Source organism: Algoriphagus sp. (genome assembly GCF_029254265.1).
Lineage (GTDB): Bacteria > Bacteroidota > Bacteroidia > Cytophagales > Cyclobacteriaceae > Algoriphagus.
The window spans coordinates 1-16062 of sequence record NZ_JAQWXX010000086.1 but is presented as its reverse complement, the minus strand read 5'-3'; the positions used below and the strand labels follow the sequence as shown (position 1 = coordinate 16062).

The window sequence follows — 16062 nt, the reverse complement described above, 5'->3', positions numbered from 1 at the left end:
CAATTTCATGTCTTTTAGCTTATTGGTAAAGATTAAGAAACACATCTTGAAACTCTCCTTGGTCATTGAACCTTGATCTAAGATTCAAACGAAATCCATGGTTTTCAAATTGACTGATAAATGCTCCCAAACCGGTTTTTTGCCCAGGAATATTATGATGATATTCGATCAGAAAATTTTGTACAAAATTAACTTTCCCACTGCGAATTAATTCATCGATCACCACTAACTCCGCACCTTCTATATCCATTTTTACTAGGTCAATATTTCCTTCAATAAAAGAGGATAGCTGTACCGATTTGACTTTAATCTTCCTTGTGCCTCCTCTTCCCAACAAAACAGACCCTTGCATAGACCCGAAATTTTCATCCAAATGAAACTCTATATCCCCTTCCGAACTGGAAAGGCAGAGATTATATATTTCAACATTTTCAAGTTTATTTTGAGCTACATTCTTCTTTAGCAAAGCATATACATCTGGATTTGGCTCAAAAGCTAATATCTTACAGCCTGGATGAATTTTTTTGAAATAAAGCACACTCAATCCGATGTTTGCGCCACAGTCGATAATAACAGGAAACTCATCAGATGATTGAATCTTATACTCACCAAGCAGAAAAATCTCTTTGATAAGATATAATAGATTGAAATGGCCATAGAAACTTACTTTCATTCCCATCAAGCTTGTTGTAGCTATCTTATTCTTAACCTTGAACTTTAAAGCTAGGTAAGAGATGAGCTGTACTTTCAACAAACTACACTTTTCCCAAAAGGTGTATGGTGAGGCGAAGGTCAATGCGAAAATATCTTTTACGATATTTAACTCTTTCCAGATTTTTTTCATGAATAATTTCCCGATTACTACCCCACGGTTTGCTAACCTTGAATGCCCGAATTACAAAGGGTGATTATAAATTGGGCAGAATAATTATAGGTACATTTTTAAATTACACCTATAACTATGAGGGTAATCATCAGTTTCTCGGCTGAATAGTGAGGTAGTGATAAGCTTTCAGTTTCAAAGGTACTCTAAGGATAGTAAGGATAAAACAATATTTTTAAAAAAACTGAAATCAAAAAACTTGATCTGAAATGAAATTCTCAAATACTTTAGAATACTTAAAACACGACAAATCATATCCTATCTATTTGTGACTTCAAAATGATCGACTCGGGCAAATAAATGAAAGTAACTGCCAAGTATTAAATTCTTTAAAATCCTGAAGGATGATTCCCCTTGAAAACCTCTCAAATTAAATTTCCTGCCTTTTAGCATTCAATAAAAGAGGGAGCTCTCAAAGGCTTTATTCTCAAATGGAAAAGCTATTTTTATTGTAAAAGACTGATCACCCTAAAAATTTATCCTAATTTCCTGATCAAATAAAAGACTAGTAAATTGAAATCATATATCATCTTTATATTTCTTCTCTTCCCGATTTTTTCCAAAGCCCAAACCGTCTGCACGCTTGAAAGCCGCGAAAAACTAGAAGATTTTCTAGCCAAACTCGCTGAAGACAACTATTCTGGCAAGTCTCCAAACCAGCTTAATACAGAAATCGGGCAATGGTTTCTTGAAACTCCATACGTCGAAAAAACACTGGAACTACCCGGGCCGGAGCAATTAGTGATTGATTTACAAGGAGTCGATTGCACCACTTTTGTGGAATCGGTGGTGACATTGACCAGATTGAAGAAAGGTGGAAAATACACTTTTGGAGACTTTAAAAAAGAGTTAGAAAACCTCAGATATCGAACAGGCAAAAACGAAGGCTATCCCTCCCGCTTGCACTACTTTTCGGATTGGATCTATGAAAATGAGAAAAAGAGGATTTTGAAAGATATCACCCAAGAAATCGGTGGGTCTCCCTATCCAAATACGCCTTCTTTTATGTCAGAAAATCCAAAGTTCTACAGACAATTAGCTGATCCGGTAAACCTCACTGAAATCAAAACGACTGAAACTGCTATCAAAGACCGAAGCTATTTCTACCTCCCAAAAGCTGAAATCAGCAAATTGGAAAAGAACATCCAATCTGGTGACCTGATTGCCATCACCACCTCGATGCCAAATCTGGATATTGTGCACACCGGATTTGCTATTGAAAAAAACGGCAGAATCCATCTGCTTCATGCCAGTTCTAAGAGTATGCAGGTGGAAATATCAGAAAAACCACTTGCTGACTACCTAGCAGCTAATAAATCTCAATCAGGCATCGTGGTCGCTCGATTGATAAGCCACTAATTCTCCTTCCTGACAAAACTCATTTTAAAAAGATTTGGAAAAAAATGTAAATAAAACTTGACTTTTGTAAAGTCTTATTTACATTTGTAAAGTCAACTTTACAAAAACAACATGGAAACGATGAAATTGGAACGAAACAAACGAGTAAAAAAATTAGCGGTCTGGACCTGGTCATGGGTTGCTACGATGGCGATTGCAACCTTTGGCCCAGAATTCATTTGGGATGGACATCCCTTTCTGACCGCTTTTGCGATTATTGTAAATCTTGCCAATGGGATTTTAATGATCCTAGCCAACCGGGACCTTTTCAATCACTTCGATGAGTTGGAAAAGAAAATCCACTTGGAGAGCATGGCCATTTCCCTTGGTCTTGCAGTAGTGGTAGGACTGACATTCTCCCTTCTTGACCAACAGAATCTCATCCCATTTGATGCTGACATAGGCTTTTTGGTCATGTTTATTGGTATCACTTATTTGGTATCTATGCTCATCAATACAAGACGCTACAAATGAAAAATCGTATCAGAGATTTACGTACCGCAAAGGGAATGACTCAAGAAGATTTGGCAGAAATCATCGGAGTCTCAAGGCAAACGATCAATGCGATCGAAAAAGAAAAATTTGACCCAAGTTTGCCCACTGCATTTAAGATGGCTCAGCTTTTCGAACTCCCAATTGAGCAGATATTCCTGTTTGAAATTTAAACCACTCTCAAATCAGTTTGAATAAAACAAAAAAGCAAGGATTTATCCTTGCTTTTTTGTTTCTCCTTTTCAAACTTTTAAAACTTCACCCCAAAAGTCATATAGAAAGTTCGTCCATCAGCTGGCATGATTCCCGGTCCTGGATAGCCTCCTGCCCTTCTGGTAAAATAGCTCGCATCAGTCAAATTATTTACTCCTGACTTCAAGCTGTACTTCTTCTTAAAGGTATATCCTGCTGACAAATCCTGAACCGAATATGCTGGAATCAACCCTGAGGTCGCTGCTGCATTTGGTTCGACTGAGTTCGTTGCATCTGAGAAAGCTTCTCCGATATCACTTAGTTGCCATGTCATGGAAAAATCCTTGAATCGATACGTTGCCCCGTAGCGATTAATTTTTCTTGGTGCATTTTCTACCCGGTTACCTGCAAGATTATTGGTAACGATTTCTCCATTCACTATGCTTGTTCTCTCAAAATCCTGATACTCGGCATTCACATAAGCGAGTGATGCAAAAAGATGGATATAACCAATGGTCGAATTTCCAACAAAAGCAGTAATCGGATCAAACTCCACAAAAGCCTCTAAGCCTTGACTTACCGACGTTCCAAGATTAGTTCGGAATTGGAATCTGCTCCCATCGGCTGCAGTTTGGGTAATTGTTCCAATTCGATCTGTATAATTCAGATAAAAGAAGCTTGCATCAAAATTCAAGAACGAGCCGATATTTCCCCGGTATCCAAAATCAAAATTAAAACCGCTAGCATCCTGAAGATTGGGATCAATCACATCCGTAGTCGCTGGAGGAGTCAAATCCGAAATCAAAACCGGCCGATAAGCTTGGGAGAAATTGGTATAGAGCTCAGTTGTTTTAGTCAGGTGATATTCACCACCAAAACCAAGTAAGGCAAAAGCTCTGCTTCGTGTTTCTGGAGTCAAAAGCTGAGGAACTCCATTTACGGTATTCAAAATCCCTTCCATATTCGAAGAAATATGTTCTAATCTAAGACCTGCCGTAAGCAACAGCTTGTTTGTGACATTAAACATGTTTTCTACAAAAGCCGCATGATTCACATTATCAAAATCCAAATCTCGGGGATAGCTTTCTTCCACCAAATCAAAGTTCATATCCGTCCCAGCATCACCTACTCCACGTTGATTTCGATCGATATTTCCTTGATAGAAACGGTATCCGGCTACCAGATTATGCTCTTTTCCAAAAAGTGAATATGCTGTACTTAGTCTCAATTCGGTTCCAAAAGTATGGTAAAGATCCCGATCCACTTGCCGATTTCCCAAATCATCCTCTGCCGTAATTGCCTGCACAAAACCTACACTGTTTCGCTCTGCGATAGTACCAAAAGCCTTGAAATTTAACTTTGTTTTTGGGCTTACGATGTAGTCGGCATTTAGTGAAGGAATAAACCAAGGTGTACTAAACCAATTTCTTGAGCGGTTGCTTTGACTTGGGTCTTCTGCAAATTGTGCATCCGTCAAACCGCCTGGCTGCTGACTTTCGGTAGTCATATAGGTCATTTCAGTACCAATTTTCAAACGGTTACTAACTGCATAATTAACTTCGAGATGCGCATGATCCGTGTTGAAAAACCCATTTTCCCTCCAACCATTTCCTCTTCGTTTTTGGTAATAAGCAGTATAATCCCACTTGCCTTCGGTTCCTCCGATGTAATTGAAGGTGCTAAAAAGCCCATTACTCCCGACAGTATTAATCGTCTCTGCAGTAAACCGAGTGGATGGATCTGGTTTTCTCAAAACAAAATTCATTAGTCCTCCAAACTGCGGGCCGTATTGAAGTGAAGATGCTCCACGGATGATTTCGATATTTTCCACGACTTCCATTGGAGGAGTGAAATAAGCTTCTGGGTAGCCCATTGGATCCGGAGTGATATCGTAGCCATTCATTCGGACATTGAATTCCCAAGACCTGTTTGGACTCAATCCTCTTGATGCGACGCCAAGTTGAATTCCTGAACCGTCATTTTCCCAGATGGAAATACCAGGCGTACGTCCAAAGATCTGTCGGCTATTATTCATCGCTAAGTTGGCATCTATCTCTCCCAGACGTATCACCTCATTCTTACGACCGGCATTGATTCGGAAATCCTCCACTTCTGGAAGTCGGCCCTGTCCGTTCATTCCTCTGCTTGCCATCAATTCAAATGACTCCAGCCAGATATCATCATCTATAAGCGCAAAGTCAACCTCTTTTACTTCCTCTTTCCCAATCGAAAAAGAAATTAATTGAGCTTTAAATCCAATCATACTTGCCTTCAGTTCATAGGTTCCTGCTGGCAAATCTTTCAAAACGTAATTTCCATTTTGGTCAGACTGCACCCCTCTCACAGTCCCTTCTACTACAATCGAGACACCCTCAACAGGTTTTTGGTATTGATCAAGGACCTTACCCTGAACTGCGTTTCGCTGCGCAAATCCAAAATTTAGCGATAAGAAGTATGTGAAAAGGATAGAATAAACTACTCTCATTTTTATTAGCTTTTATTTAGACCATTTTTAAATAACGATGCAAACCTACTAGCTAGAATAATTCTAAACAAGTCTTATTTAGAAAAAATCTTAATAAAATTAAGATAGCAGAAAATGAGGTTCTGGTCAGTTATTCTACAGAAGTGTTAACTTTTAAAAATCAATCCCTTGTGCCATGAAATCGAGCATGTCGTATTCGACACACAGAGGGATGATTATCAACAATGCGAGATTCCATATGACCTATAAAAATCAAATTATAAACAGATGAAAAATCTCTTTTTTCTGATTTTCCTAATTTCAACACTGAGCTTGAGTTGCGCAGAAAAGCCCAAGCAAAAGCCCAACATCCTATTCATTTTTGCAGATGATCAGCGGGCTGATGCGCTGGGAATTTCAGGTAATCCTGTGTTGAAAACTCCAAACATTGATGAATTGGCAAAAGTCGGAACTCGATTTACAAACGCCTACGTGATGGGAGGTAATCACGGCGCCATCTGCGCAGCAAGCAGAGCAATGATGCTTTCTGGAAAAAGCCTTTTTCATGTCCTAGACAAACTTGAAGGTCAAGAAACCATGCCCATGCACTTTGCAAAGCAAGGCTATGAAACCTTTGGTACCGGCAAATGGCATAATGAAAAAGAAATGTTTGAGGCTAGTTTTCAAAAAGGGAAAAATGTCTTTCTCGGAGGAATGGCAGATCACTTTAGCATTTCCGTTCGGGATTTACAAGCTGATGGCAAACTGTCAGAGCCTGAGAAAAAGGGCTATTCCACAGATTTATTTGCTGATGTCGCGAAAGAATTTTTGGAAGATTATGCCAGTTCAGAACAACAAAACCCTTTTTTCGCATACGTTTCTTTCACAGTTCCCCACGATCCCTATTCCCCGAAAACTGACTATTTAAGCCGATATGATACGGCTCAGATTTCACTCCCGAAGAATTTTATGCCGCTTCACCCCTTTGCATTTGACCAATTGAATATACGGGATGAAAATCTAACTGACTGGCCAAGGAAACCTGAAGTGGTCAAAGAAATCCTTTCGGACTACTATAGTCTGATTACACATCTGGATGATCAAGTCGGGAAATTAATCTCCACACTGAAGGAAAAAGGCCTTTACGAAAACACGATCATAGTCTACGCCGCAGATAATGGCTTGGCTATCGGTTCGCATGGACTGCTTGGAAAGCAAAACCTTTATGAACACAGCACCAAAGTCCCAATGATCATTTCTGGCCCTGGAGTTCCCAAAGATCAACTTTCGGAAGCCTTTGTATATCTCTATGACTTGTTCCCGACTTTGGCTGAATTAGCCCATATTCCAAGCCCGAAAGATGTCGATGGACAAAGTTTGGTTCCGGTCCTCAATGGAGAAAAAAATGAAATACGGAGTTCACTTTTCACCGCCTACAGACATACAGTCAGATCAATTCGAGAGGGCAATTGGAAATTAATCCGTTACCCGGAGCGAGATTTCACTCAGCTTTTCAACTTAAAAAATGATCCTTCAGAATTGAATAATTTAGCTGAAAATCCAGAATCATCTAATCAGTTAAACAAGCTGAAGGTAAGTCTGCATCGAGAACAAAAACTAGCTGGAGACACGGTAAAGTGGACCGCGGAAACCATTTTACCATTGGAATACGATCATACTAAAATCGAGCGAAAGCCCGATCAATGGCAGCCGGAGTACACCTTGAGGAAATATTTTAACACTAAGGATTAAAAAACTCACAAAATACATTTCGTCCGATAGCTTAAAAAAAGTGTTCATTTTCAAACACATTTTGAACCTAAACCCGCGAAAAAGCGCTATTTGCTCTGTTTTTCGAATTGGAACGTAAATTGAAACTCTGAAAGAAACCAAATTCCTATGCTGACCTTCTTACTTTGGATCATCCTTTTTATCATTTGTTGGCCGATCGCTTTGATCGCACTGATCCTATACCCTATCGTTTGGCTTTTGCTTTTACCCTTCCGCTTGCTGGGTTTTGCAATTGATCTATCATTTGACTTGGTTCGAAATCTTTTCATGCTCCCTTTCCGACTCGTGGGTGTAAAAGGCTAATTCGAAAATTGCATCCTTCGGATCATTTCCGCATTTTTAGAAAACTTAAAACGCTAAAAATGCGAAATCTATTTTCTTTCCTCTTTTTCCTCTTCTCCTTGTCACTTTTCGCACAAGAAACCATGGTTTTCAAAGGAGGAAACGAAGGCCACGCGATTTATCGAATTCCGGCTATAATCTCTCTGCCGAATCAGGAGATCTTAGCTTTTGCCGAAGGAAGAGTGAATGGATACGACGATTTTGGAGATATCAATTTGGTCATGAAAAGAAGTACAGATCAAGGCAAAACTTGGTCTTCTTTAAAAACCCTGGTTGATTTTGATTCCCTTCAGGCAGGAAACCCAGCACCAGTTGTAGATTTATTTGATCCAGAATATCCGAAAGGAGTGGTTTATCTTTTTTATAATTCTGGTAATAATCACGAGTACGACATCCGCATGAATCGGGGAGTTCGAGAAGTATGTATGATTCGATCTTTGGATTTGGGAGAAAGTTGGGAAAAACCTGTAAATATCACTTCTCAAGTTCACCGTCCAAATAATCCTACTTTCAATCCCAACTATAACTATCCTGAAGATTGGAGGCACTATGCCAACACACCTGGACATGCGTTTCAGTTTCAAAAAGGAAAATACAAAGGTAGAATCTATGTAGCAGCCAATCACTCCCAAGGCGATCCAAAGGATGATTTTATGGAATATCAAGCCCATGGTTTCTATTCGGATGATCATGGCAAGACCTTTAAAATTTCGGAATCAATCCAATTTCCCGGATCAAATGAGGCCATAGCTACCGAACTTCCGAATAACCAAATGATCATGAGTATTCGCAACCAGCGTGGAGATATTCGCCAACGAATTTTGGCCTTTTCCAGTGATGGTGGAGCTACTTGGGACAAACAATACTTCGAACCGAGTCTAATTGACCCTGTATGTCAGGGGTCTATAATATCCTTTACAGATTCAAAAGGGCAATTTATTCTTGCTCACTCCAACAATGCTGACACACAAAACAGAAATAATCTTAGCGTGAAGTTAAGTTTTGACCAGGGAGAGACTTGGTCAGAAGCCATCTTGATAGACGGAATCGAAAACCCTGAGAAGTCTTCATATACAGCCTACAGTGATTTGGTTATTCTTAAAGACCATACGATTGGGATACTTTATGAGAAAAATAATTACACAGAAATAGTATTCAAGGTTATTCAAATTTAATTTCAATACGGTAATCGAAACGGTTGACTCCTATTTAAAAAACTAAGGATTGCTTCAACCTTTCTATTCAGGTTACTTTAAAGTCGGGAATTCAACGCTTACAGAACTGAGATTCGGTGAGAAAGCTCATATTATTTATTGTTTCAATTCTTTTTTCGATCCAATGCTATTCCCAAAACCAAAAGGATAGCACTAAGATTTCTATTACCCAAAAAGCGCTAGGAGAAGGGCTTAAATTAATCACAAGAACTGGAGGAGATAGTGTTTTAGTCGAAAATAGTGAAGACAGATTCCTGCCTTTTGAAGGGAAAATTATCCGTAATATTTATATAGAAAGTATTGGGTTCGAAAAATCAATTTATGGCAATGATAAGGCCATTACACAGAAAATTGGACGGGCAGCAAATAAACTTCATACCAATACACGTGAAAAAACTATCCGGCAGCATTTGTTCATTCATCCAAATGATTTGCTAAACCCATACAAACTTGGAGACAATGAAAGATTCTTGCGGAATAAAGATTTTATTTTGGAATCAAGATTTGTCATAACCCCAATAGACAATTCTGATTCTGTGGATGTCACAATTGTTACCAGAGATGTTTTTAGTATAGGTCTATCTGCTGGCGGAAGTTTCCCTTCAGCTCCCAAATTCAATCTGTATGATGCCAATTTAGACGGTAGAGCACAAAGAATTGAATTCAATTTCCTCTTTGATCAAGACAGAAAACCAAAAACCGGCTTTGGAGCATCCTTCAAAAAGAGTAGTTTTTTGGGAAGTTTTGCCGATTTGGAGTTCTTTTACACTCAATTAAATTCTGGATTTAGCTACGGAGATGAGACAGAATATGCCACAGGTATTATAATAGACAGGCAATTAGTATCTCCATATTCCAGAATGGCAGGAGGAGTCCAACTGAGCAAAAATTGGTCGAGAAACGTCTACTCAAGACCAGACTCATCTTTCCTCGATTATTCTTACAACTTAGTGGACCTTTGGGCGGGATATAACTTTGGCGCAAAGAAAAAAATTCAGGATCGAAATAGAGCTTTTTTGGCGCTTAGGGTTTTTGATGGATATTATTCCAGACAACCAGATTTAGAAGGATTAATACGGAATAGAATTTATAATAACGCAAGTGGTGTTTTGGCTGCCATGACATTCTATAAAAGAGATTTTTTCAAAACACAGTATGTATTTGGGTTTGGTAGAACTGAAGATGTCCCCTATGGTTATTCAATTACTCCAACTTTTGGATTAGTCAGACAATTAAGAACTCAAAGGCCTTATGCGGCAATTAAACTCGAGTATAACGGAGCGTTCAGCTCGGGTAGTTTTTATGACCTTGAATTCAATGTCTCAAGCTACTTCAGAAATTCGAGTCTGGAAGATGCAGTATTTACTTCCAATATTTCATATGCCACAAAAGTATTCACTATTGGAAGATTCAAGATTAGGAATTCGGCAATGCTTAACTACACTCAACTTTTTAATGTTTTTGCAAACGACTGGCTACAAATAGATTCATCAATTATCCCAGGTTTAAGAGTTGAAGAATTAGATGCTTCAAAGCGAAATTCTTTAGGACTACAAACAATAGTTTTTACCCCCTGGTCAATCATTGGATTCCGAATTGCCCCCTTTACTGCAGTTAATTGGGCTATGATGAAGTGTAGTACTTGTGAAGAAAAAAATAACATTTACACAGGAATTAGCGCTGGAATGCGAATTAGAAATGAAAACCTGATTTTTGGAACTATGGAACTAAAGGCTACTTATATCCCAAATGATGAATCAGGTGACTCAAAGTTCTCATTTAGCTTTCGCCAAAACCTAAGATTTAGAAAAACAGATGTGTTTGTTACGGCCCCTTCCCTGAATAGATACAATAATTAATCTTAGAAAAATCCATAAGCTGATTTTTATCATTGTTTGACCCTTTGGGAAAGTTTAGGTTCCGATATTCTAAACAATACACCCATGAAAAATACAAACCTATTTGGCCGAATCTCTTTATTTATTATCTATTTCTGGTTTGGTTTTTTGAAAGTTATCGGAATTTCTCCTGCCGAAACTTTGGTTCAAAATCTCTTCACTGAGACATTTGGAAACCCAATTGACTTTCAGGTTTTCTGTTTAGGGTTTGGTCTGTTTGAATGCTTTATTGGAGCAATTTGGTTATTTCCAAAGCTCACGAAATATGCTTTTTACTTGCTGATTTTTCATATGGTCACCACCTTTTTACCAGTCTTGATTTTGCCTGATGCTACCTGGCAGACTTGGTTTACCCCAACTTTGGTTGGACAATACATCATCAAGAATTTCGCGCTAATCTCTCTGGGTATGTTTATCTGGAAGGAATGGAAATCAAATCCATCACTAAATCTTGATCCAATCAGCCAATAACTTCGCCAACATAAGTGTATTCACTCACAGAAAAAATGGTTTGGGAAGACACAAACTATAGCAGAAATTGAGGCGGAAGCATCTTACATTTTCAGACCCCCGCCGCCGTGAGTGTCTCCACTCACGGATAAATTGATGGCTTGAAAATTCACAAAGCACGACATAAGTCAAATGCCTTTTTGAGCTTTCTCACTTTAGCTTTCTGACTTGAGGGATCACTTCTTTTCCAATTAATTCAATTGCGTTTTTCAATTGTTCATGGCTCAGATTGGCATTATCCATCTGGAAACTGAACCGATCAATCCCGCCAAGCGCCTCGCTATGTCGTAGGATTTTTTCCGCTACTTCTTCCGGGCCACCAACCACTAAAGCTCCAAATGGACCTGTTTGTGCATTAAAGTGATTTCTAGTGACAGGCGGCCAACCTCGCTCTTTACCGATTCTGGTAAAAGTCTCCGCATAACCTGGATAATATTCTTCCACTGCCTTTTCATCAGATTCAGCGACATAGCCTAGGGAATGCAAGCCTACTTTCAGTTTTTCTGGGGCATGTCCGGCTTTGGCTCCAGCCTGACGATACAGATCAACCAATGGCCGGAATCTATGCGTCTCCCCACCAATCACGGCGACCACCAGCGGTAAGCCAAGCATCCCAGCCCGCACGAAAGAGGCCGGCGTCCCTCCCACTCCCTGCCAAATTGGAAGCGATTCTTGCAAAGGTCTTGGATAGATGGCTTGCTGATTTAATGGCGCACGGAATTGACCTTTCCAAGTGATGATTTCCTCATCTCGGATCTTCAATAGCAACTCCAGTTTTTCGGAAAAGAGCGCATCATAATCATTCAATCTCAAGCCAAAAAGTGGAAAAGCTTCCGTAAATGAACCTCTTCCTGCTACGATTTCAGCCCGACCATTTGAAATCAAATCAAGCGTGGCAAACTCCTGAAAAACCCGAACAGGATCCGCCGCACTCAAGACAGTTACTGCAGAGGTGAGCTTAATTCTAGAAGTTCGAGCCGCCGCTGCTGCCAAAATGATTGTATTAGCGGAATCCAAAAATTCTTTTCGGTGATGCTCACCAATTCCAAAGACATCCAAACCCATCTCATCTGCATAGACAATGCGATCAATGAGTTCGGTCAAAGATTTCCTGCGGTTTTCAGTTTGGCTATCCGATCCAGCTGGAGCTGCGGCAGCAAAGCTATCTATTCCTATTTCCATGGGTTTGGCTTGAGTTTAATCTTCACTAAACTATCACAAAGGATTTTCAATTCCATTTATGATTCTGCTTTCCTATGAAAAATCATTTTCCAACATTCTCATCAAAATGGACTTTGCACGCAAAAGCTAAATCCCTATCTTTTAAAAGATTACCCTTTTAACCCCTAGCTATGAATAATTCAGTATTATGTTTTCCGACTCTAGGTAGCGGCACAGCTCAACATTTACTCACATGAAATCGAGCATGTCGTATTCGACACACAGAGGGTTTTGCCGAAAGCTTTCGGGACAACCAAGCGAGATTCCTCCCGATAGCTATCGGGAGGACCTATAAAAATCAAATTATAAACAGATGAAATCTTTAATCGCAACCTCAATTGCCTTCATTTTTATTCAACTCCCGATGAATCTTCAAGCTCAAAACCAAGCAAATTACGACGAAACCAAAGTCCCAGCTTTGATACTTCCTGATCCTTTTGTTAGTGAAAAGGGATTAATCATAGAGAATATAGAAGACTGGGAAAAAATAAGGAGACCGGAGATTTTCAATTTATTTGAGAGCGAAGTCTATGGTATACTACCCAAAGATTTTGATGAAATTTCTTTTGAACTGGTTTCCGAAAAAACCAACCCTTATCCGGATTTAGCGAATCTTGAAGAAGTAAATATTACAGTTTCCAGAAATGGAAAATCCCATACCATGCGTGTCAACCTTTTCCTCCCCAAGGATCAAAAAGCTCCAACTCCCATAGTTTTACTCATTAATTATTTACCTGCTTATCCCGATGGAAAGTTAGTGGAGGAGGCATTTTGGCCAGTGCCCGAACTAATCAAGCGAGGTTATGCAACTGCTTCCTTTCATGCCGAAACGGTGGCTCCTGATTTAACAGATTCTTATCAAAATGGAATCATTTCAACACTTTACCCCGAGCAAATCGGCAAAGGGAATGGAATGAAAGCCTACGGCGCTTGGGGTTGTGGCGCAATGCGCGCAATGGATTATTTTGCGCAACACTCGAAAATCGAAAGTGAAAAGTCCGTCCTAGTAGGCCATTCTCGTACCGGAAAAGCCGCCCTTTGGACTTCAGCCAATGATCCCAGATGGGCAATTACCTATGCCAATGAATCTGGATGTGGCGGAGCCGCTATTTCCCGCAGGAAATTCGGTGAAACCGTCGAAGCTATCAATACCCGATTCCCTTATTGGTTTGCGGATAATTTCAGAAAGTACCACGATAAAGAAGAGTCTCTTCCAATTGATCAGCATATGCTTCCTGGCTTGATTGCCCCGCGAGCCCTGTATTATTCCAGCGCCAAAGGTGATCAATGGGCAGATCCCAAGGGTGAGTTTTTGGGAATCAAACTTGGAAGTCGGGTTTATTCACAGATCTATGGTAAAGAAATTCGATTCCCCGATGAATTTGAAGCAGTCACCACACCAATCCATCAGGATGCCGTCGGCTACCATATCCGTGAAGGTCAGCATGATTTAACTTGGACGGATTGGGAGATTTTTTTGGAGTTTGTGAAGAAAAATCTTTGATTGAAGCAGGTGAGCACAGACCAGTTTTTAGTAAAATTTATCCTAAAATCCCGAAACCACAGCTAAATGAAATCTATTCTTATTCTCTTATTGTTTTTCCTTGGAAGTTTTTTTCAGGAGAAAAATCCTTTGGAAATCAAAATTCTTCGCTCAGAATTTATCTATGATTCTGCTCCTTTTCCCGAGTGCCATGCTTCTACTTTGGTTGAAACAAATGACGGGATTTTGGCAGCTTGGTTTGGGGGAACACGAGAAAGAAATCCTGATGTGAGCATCTACACGGCTCGCCTTTCGAATGGAAAATGGTCTGCACCCGAAATGGTTGCCGATGGAGTTGTAGATGAAAATCTACGCTACCCAACTTGGAATCCTATTTTATTTCAGAATAAACCTGACCAACTCACTCTATTTTATAAAATTGGCCCAAGCCCTCGAGAATGGTGGGGAGCATATAAAACCTCTTCGGATCAAGGCAAAACCTGGTCCTCAGAAGTAAAATTGGAAGAAGGATTTTTGGGTCCGATTAAGAATAAATCGGTAATCCTTCCAAATGGCGAAATTCTCCACCCTTCCAGTTTTGAAACTGATAAGGCATGGACCATTCACGTCGAGAAGAGTGATGCAAATCTTGAAAACTGGAAGAAAATCGAAATTGCCAATGGAAGTTTCAATGCCATTCAACCGACAGCTCTTTTTCATCCCGACGGGAAAATTCAACTACTCTCCAGAACCCAAGAAGGAAAAGTAGGCGTCAACTGGTCAGAAGATCAAGGAGAAACTTGGTCCCGAATGCAGGGAAGTTCGCTGATCAACAATAACTCGGGAATAGACGGAATCACCCTAAAATCGGGATATCATCTTTTGGTTTGTAATCCTTTGACAAAGGGACGTAATAAACTTTCCCTGATGGGTTCGGAAGATGGAATTACTTGGAAGGAATTATTGGTTTTGGAAAATCAATCCTCGGGAGAATTCAGCTATCCGGCGATTATTCAAGCAAAAGATGGAACGATTCACTTGACTTACACCTACAATCGGAAGAAAATCAAATACATCTCCTTACAAATCTCAGAATAAATGACAAACACTCGTCCGCTCAAAGGAATCATCCCGCCACTTATCACTCCTCTGAATTCGGATTTATCCTTGGATAAAGAAAGTCTCAAAAAGCTGCTAAATCATGTGATTTCAGGAGGAGTTCACGGTGTTTTTATCTTAGGTACTACAGGAGAATTTGCGAGTTTAAGGAGAGAAACCAAAGTGGAATTAATTGAAGAGACAACGAAACTCGTGGCAGGCAGAATTCCAGTTTTAGTAGGAATTACAGATTGCGCTTTTGAAGAAAGCTTGAACTTGGCTAAAATCGCCAAAGATTCAGGAGCAGATGCGCTTGTAGCCACCACGCCTTTTTACATGAATATTGGCCAGCAAGAATTGGTGAATTATTATGAAAAACTAGCCGATTTGGTCGAATTACCACTTTTTCTCTACAATATGCCGGGCAATACGCACAAGCATATTTCACCTGACACTGCTGCCAAGCTTGCAAATCACCCCAATATCATCGGGATCAAAGACAGTTCGGGTGACCCCTATACATTCCAAGCCTATCTGGAAGCATTAAAGTCCTTTTCTGAATTTTCAGTGCTGGTTGGTCCGGAGGAAATCCTTGCGGATACACTTAAGATGGGAGGAAACGGAGGAGTCACAGGAGGAGCAAATCTTTTTCCAAAGCTATATGTGGGACTGTTTGAAGCTTTCAAAAAAGGCGAAAAGGATCGAGTTAAAGAATTACAAGAAGTTATTCTTTATTTGAGTGAGCAACTCTACCAAAATGAGAATTATTCCTCAAGCTATCTGAAAGGACTGAAAGCTGCGATGAGTTTTGAAGGACTTTGCGAGGGAAATTTGGCTTTACCACTTTATGCTTATTCTGAGGAGGAAAAAACTCAGCTATTTGAACGGTATCGATTGGTGAAGGAAAAGATTGGGAAAATGGAGAATAGAGAAAGAGAGATTAGAGAATAGGAGATTGTGTACTTCCCTAAATAGCGTTGACCGTTTGGTTCAACATTTATTTAATTCCATCGGGCAATTATGAGCCAGAGGTTCTTCTCTTGGGTAAACTTCCAAGGGGCTCGATGCCTCTTGGA

14 protein-coding genes are annotated in these 16062 nt (G+C 39.8%); 11 read left to right on the top strand and 3 right to left on the bottom strand.

Annotated features, from left to right (window positions below; all coding sequences use genetic code 11):
* Window positions 1-19: 19 nt before the first annotated feature.
* Window positions 20-844, bottom strand: coding sequence for an FkbM family methyltransferase (locus tag P8O16_RS12930; RefSeq protein WP_300315605.1), 825 nt, complete (start codon window positions 842-844; stop codon window positions 20-22).
* Window positions 845-1396: 552 nt separating this feature from the next.
* On the opposite strand from P8O16_RS12930, the gene P8O16_RS12925 reads away from it, so the two are divergent.
* The 3 genes from P8O16_RS12925 (at window position 1397) to P8O16_RS12915 (ending at window position 2946) form a co-directional block, all read left to right on the top strand.
* Window positions 1397-2242 carry an N-acetylmuramoyl-L-alanine amidase-like domain-containing protein gene (locus tag P8O16_RS12925; RefSeq protein WP_300315602.1) on the top strand — a complete coding sequence of 282 codons (846 nt, stop codon included), beginning with the start codon at window positions 1397-1399 and terminating at the stop codon, window positions 2240-2242.
* A 111-nt stretch (window positions 2243-2353) separates the two neighbouring features.
* Entirely contained in the window at window positions 2354-2755 is a 402-nt protein-coding gene (locus P8O16_RS12920; protein WP_300315599.1) for a hypothetical protein, read from the top strand.
* Window positions 2752-2946: a helix-turn-helix transcriptional regulator gene (locus P8O16_RS12915; protein WP_300315597.1), complete on the top strand. Its 195-nt coding sequence runs from the start codon at window positions 2752-2754 to the stop codon at window positions 2944-2946. The genes P8O16_RS12920 and P8O16_RS12915 overlap by 4 nt, the downstream gene beginning before the upstream one ends.
* A 77-nt stretch (window positions 2947-3023) precedes the next feature.
* Here P8O16_RS12915 and P8O16_RS12910 read toward each other — a convergent pair whose 3' ends face one another.
* A complete protein-coding gene (locus P8O16_RS12910; protein ID WP_300315595.1) occupies window positions 3024-5450 on the bottom strand; it encodes a TonB-dependent receptor in 2427 nt (808 codons plus the stop codon).
* 267 nt (window positions 5451-5717) lie between these two features.
* On the opposite strand from P8O16_RS12910, the gene P8O16_RS12905 reads away from it, so the two are divergent.
* The 5 genes from P8O16_RS12905 (at window position 5718) to P8O16_RS12885 (ending at window position 11145) form a co-directional block, all read left to right on the top strand.
* Window positions 5718-7181, top strand: coding sequence for a sulfatase-like hydrolase/transferase (locus P8O16_RS12905; RefSeq protein WP_300315593.1), 1464 nt, complete (start codon window positions 5718-5720; stop codon window positions 7179-7181).
* Window positions 7182-7328: 147 nt separating this feature from the next.
* Window positions 7329-7523: a hypothetical protein gene (locus tag P8O16_RS12900; protein WP_075350331.1), complete on the top strand. Its 195-nt coding sequence runs from the start codon at window positions 7329-7331 to the stop codon at window positions 7521-7523.
* A gap of 59 nt (window positions 7524-7582) precedes the next feature.
* Complete coding sequence (locus P8O16_RS12895; RefSeq protein ID WP_300315589.1) at window positions 7583-8737, top strand: exo-alpha-sialidase; 1155 nt, start codon at window positions 7583-7585, stop codon at window positions 8735-8737.
* A gap of 116 nt (window positions 8738-8853) precedes the next feature.
* The gene (locus P8O16_RS12890) at window positions 8854-10635 is read left to right on the top strand and encodes a hypothetical protein (RefSeq protein ID WP_300315586.1); all 1782 of its coding nucleotides are present in this window, start codon (window positions 8854-8856) and stop codon (window positions 10633-10635) included.
* A gap of 84 nt (window positions 10636-10719) precedes the next feature.
* Complete coding sequence (locus P8O16_RS12885; protein ID WP_300315583.1) at window positions 10720-11145, top strand: hypothetical protein; 426 nt, start codon at window positions 10720-10722, stop codon at window positions 11143-11145.
* 189 nt (window positions 11146-11334) lie between these two features.
* On the opposite strand, the gene P8O16_RS12880 is transcribed toward P8O16_RS12885, so the two are convergent.
* A complete protein-coding gene (locus P8O16_RS12880; protein WP_300315580.1) occupies window positions 11335-12366 on the bottom strand; it encodes an LLM class flavin-dependent oxidoreductase in 1032 nt (343 codons plus the stop codon).
* 352 nt (window positions 12367-12718) lie between these two features.
* On the opposite strand from P8O16_RS12880, the gene P8O16_RS12875 reads away from it, so the two are divergent.
* The 3 genes from P8O16_RS12875 to P8O16_RS12865 all read left to right on the top strand — a co-directional run bounded on the left by P8O16_RS12875 (window position 12719) and on the right by P8O16_RS12865 (window position 15937).
* Window positions 12719-13909 carry an acetylxylan esterase gene (locus tag P8O16_RS12875; protein WP_300315577.1) on the top strand — a complete coding sequence of 397 codons (1191 nt, stop codon included), beginning with the start codon at window positions 12719-12721 and terminating at the stop codon, window positions 13907-13909.
* Between the two features lie 66 nt (window positions 13910-13975).
* Entirely contained in the window at window positions 13976-14986 is a 1011-nt protein-coding gene (locus P8O16_RS12870) for an exo-alpha-sialidase (RefSeq protein ID WP_300315574.1), read from the top strand.
* Window positions 14987-15937 (top strand): dihydrodipicolinate synthase family protein, encoded by a 951-nt coding sequence (locus P8O16_RS12865; RefSeq protein WP_300315571.1) that lies wholly within the window; start codon window positions 14987-14989, stop codon window positions 15935-15937. It abuts the gene before it with no gap.
* The last annotated feature ends 125 nt before the right edge of the window (window positions 15938-16062 follow it).

Coding starts and splice junctions, on each gene's coding strand:
- P8O16_RS12930 (WP_300315605.1), bottom strand. CDS start 844: ATGAAAAAAATCTGGAAAGAGTTAAATATCGTAAAAGATATTTTCGCA.
- P8O16_RS12920 (WP_300315599.1), top strand. CDS start 2,354: ATGGAAACGATGAAATTGGAACGAAACAAACGAGTAAAAAAATTAGCG.
- P8O16_RS12915 (WP_300315597.1), top strand. CDS start 2,752: ATGAAAAATCGTATCAGAGATTTACGTACCGCAAAGGGAATGACTCAA.
- P8O16_RS12910 (WP_300315595.1), bottom strand. CDS start 5,450: ATGAGAGTAGTTTATTCTATCCTTTTCACATACTTCTTATCGCTAAAT.
- P8O16_RS12905 (WP_300315593.1), top strand. CDS start 5,718: ATGAAAAATCTCTTTTTTCTGATTTTCCTAATTTCAACACTGAGCTTG.
- P8O16_RS12900 (WP_075350331.1), top strand. CDS start 7,329: ATGCTGACCTTCTTACTTTGGATCATCCTTTTTATCATTTGTTGGCCG.
- P8O16_RS12895 (WP_300315589.1), top strand. CDS start 7,583: ATGCGAAATCTATTTTCTTTCCTCTTTTTCCTCTTCTCCTTGTCACTT.
- P8O16_RS12885 (WP_300315583.1), top strand. CDS start 10,720: ATGAAAAATACAAACCTATTTGGCCGAATCTCTTTATTTATTATCTAT.
- P8O16_RS12880 (WP_300315580.1), bottom strand. CDS start 12,366: ATGGAAATAGGAATAGATAGCTTTGCTGCCGCAGCTCCAGCTGGATCG.
- P8O16_RS12875 (WP_300315577.1), top strand. CDS start 12,719: ATGAAATCTTTAATCGCAACCTCAATTGCCTTCATTTTTATTCAACTC.
- P8O16_RS12870 (WP_300315574.1), top strand. CDS start 13,976: ATGAAATCTATTCTTATTCTCTTATTGTTTTTCCTTGGAAGTTTTTTT.
- P8O16_RS12865 (WP_300315571.1), top strand. CDS start 14,987: ATGACAAACACTCGTCCGCTCAAAGGAATCATCCCGCCACTTATCACT.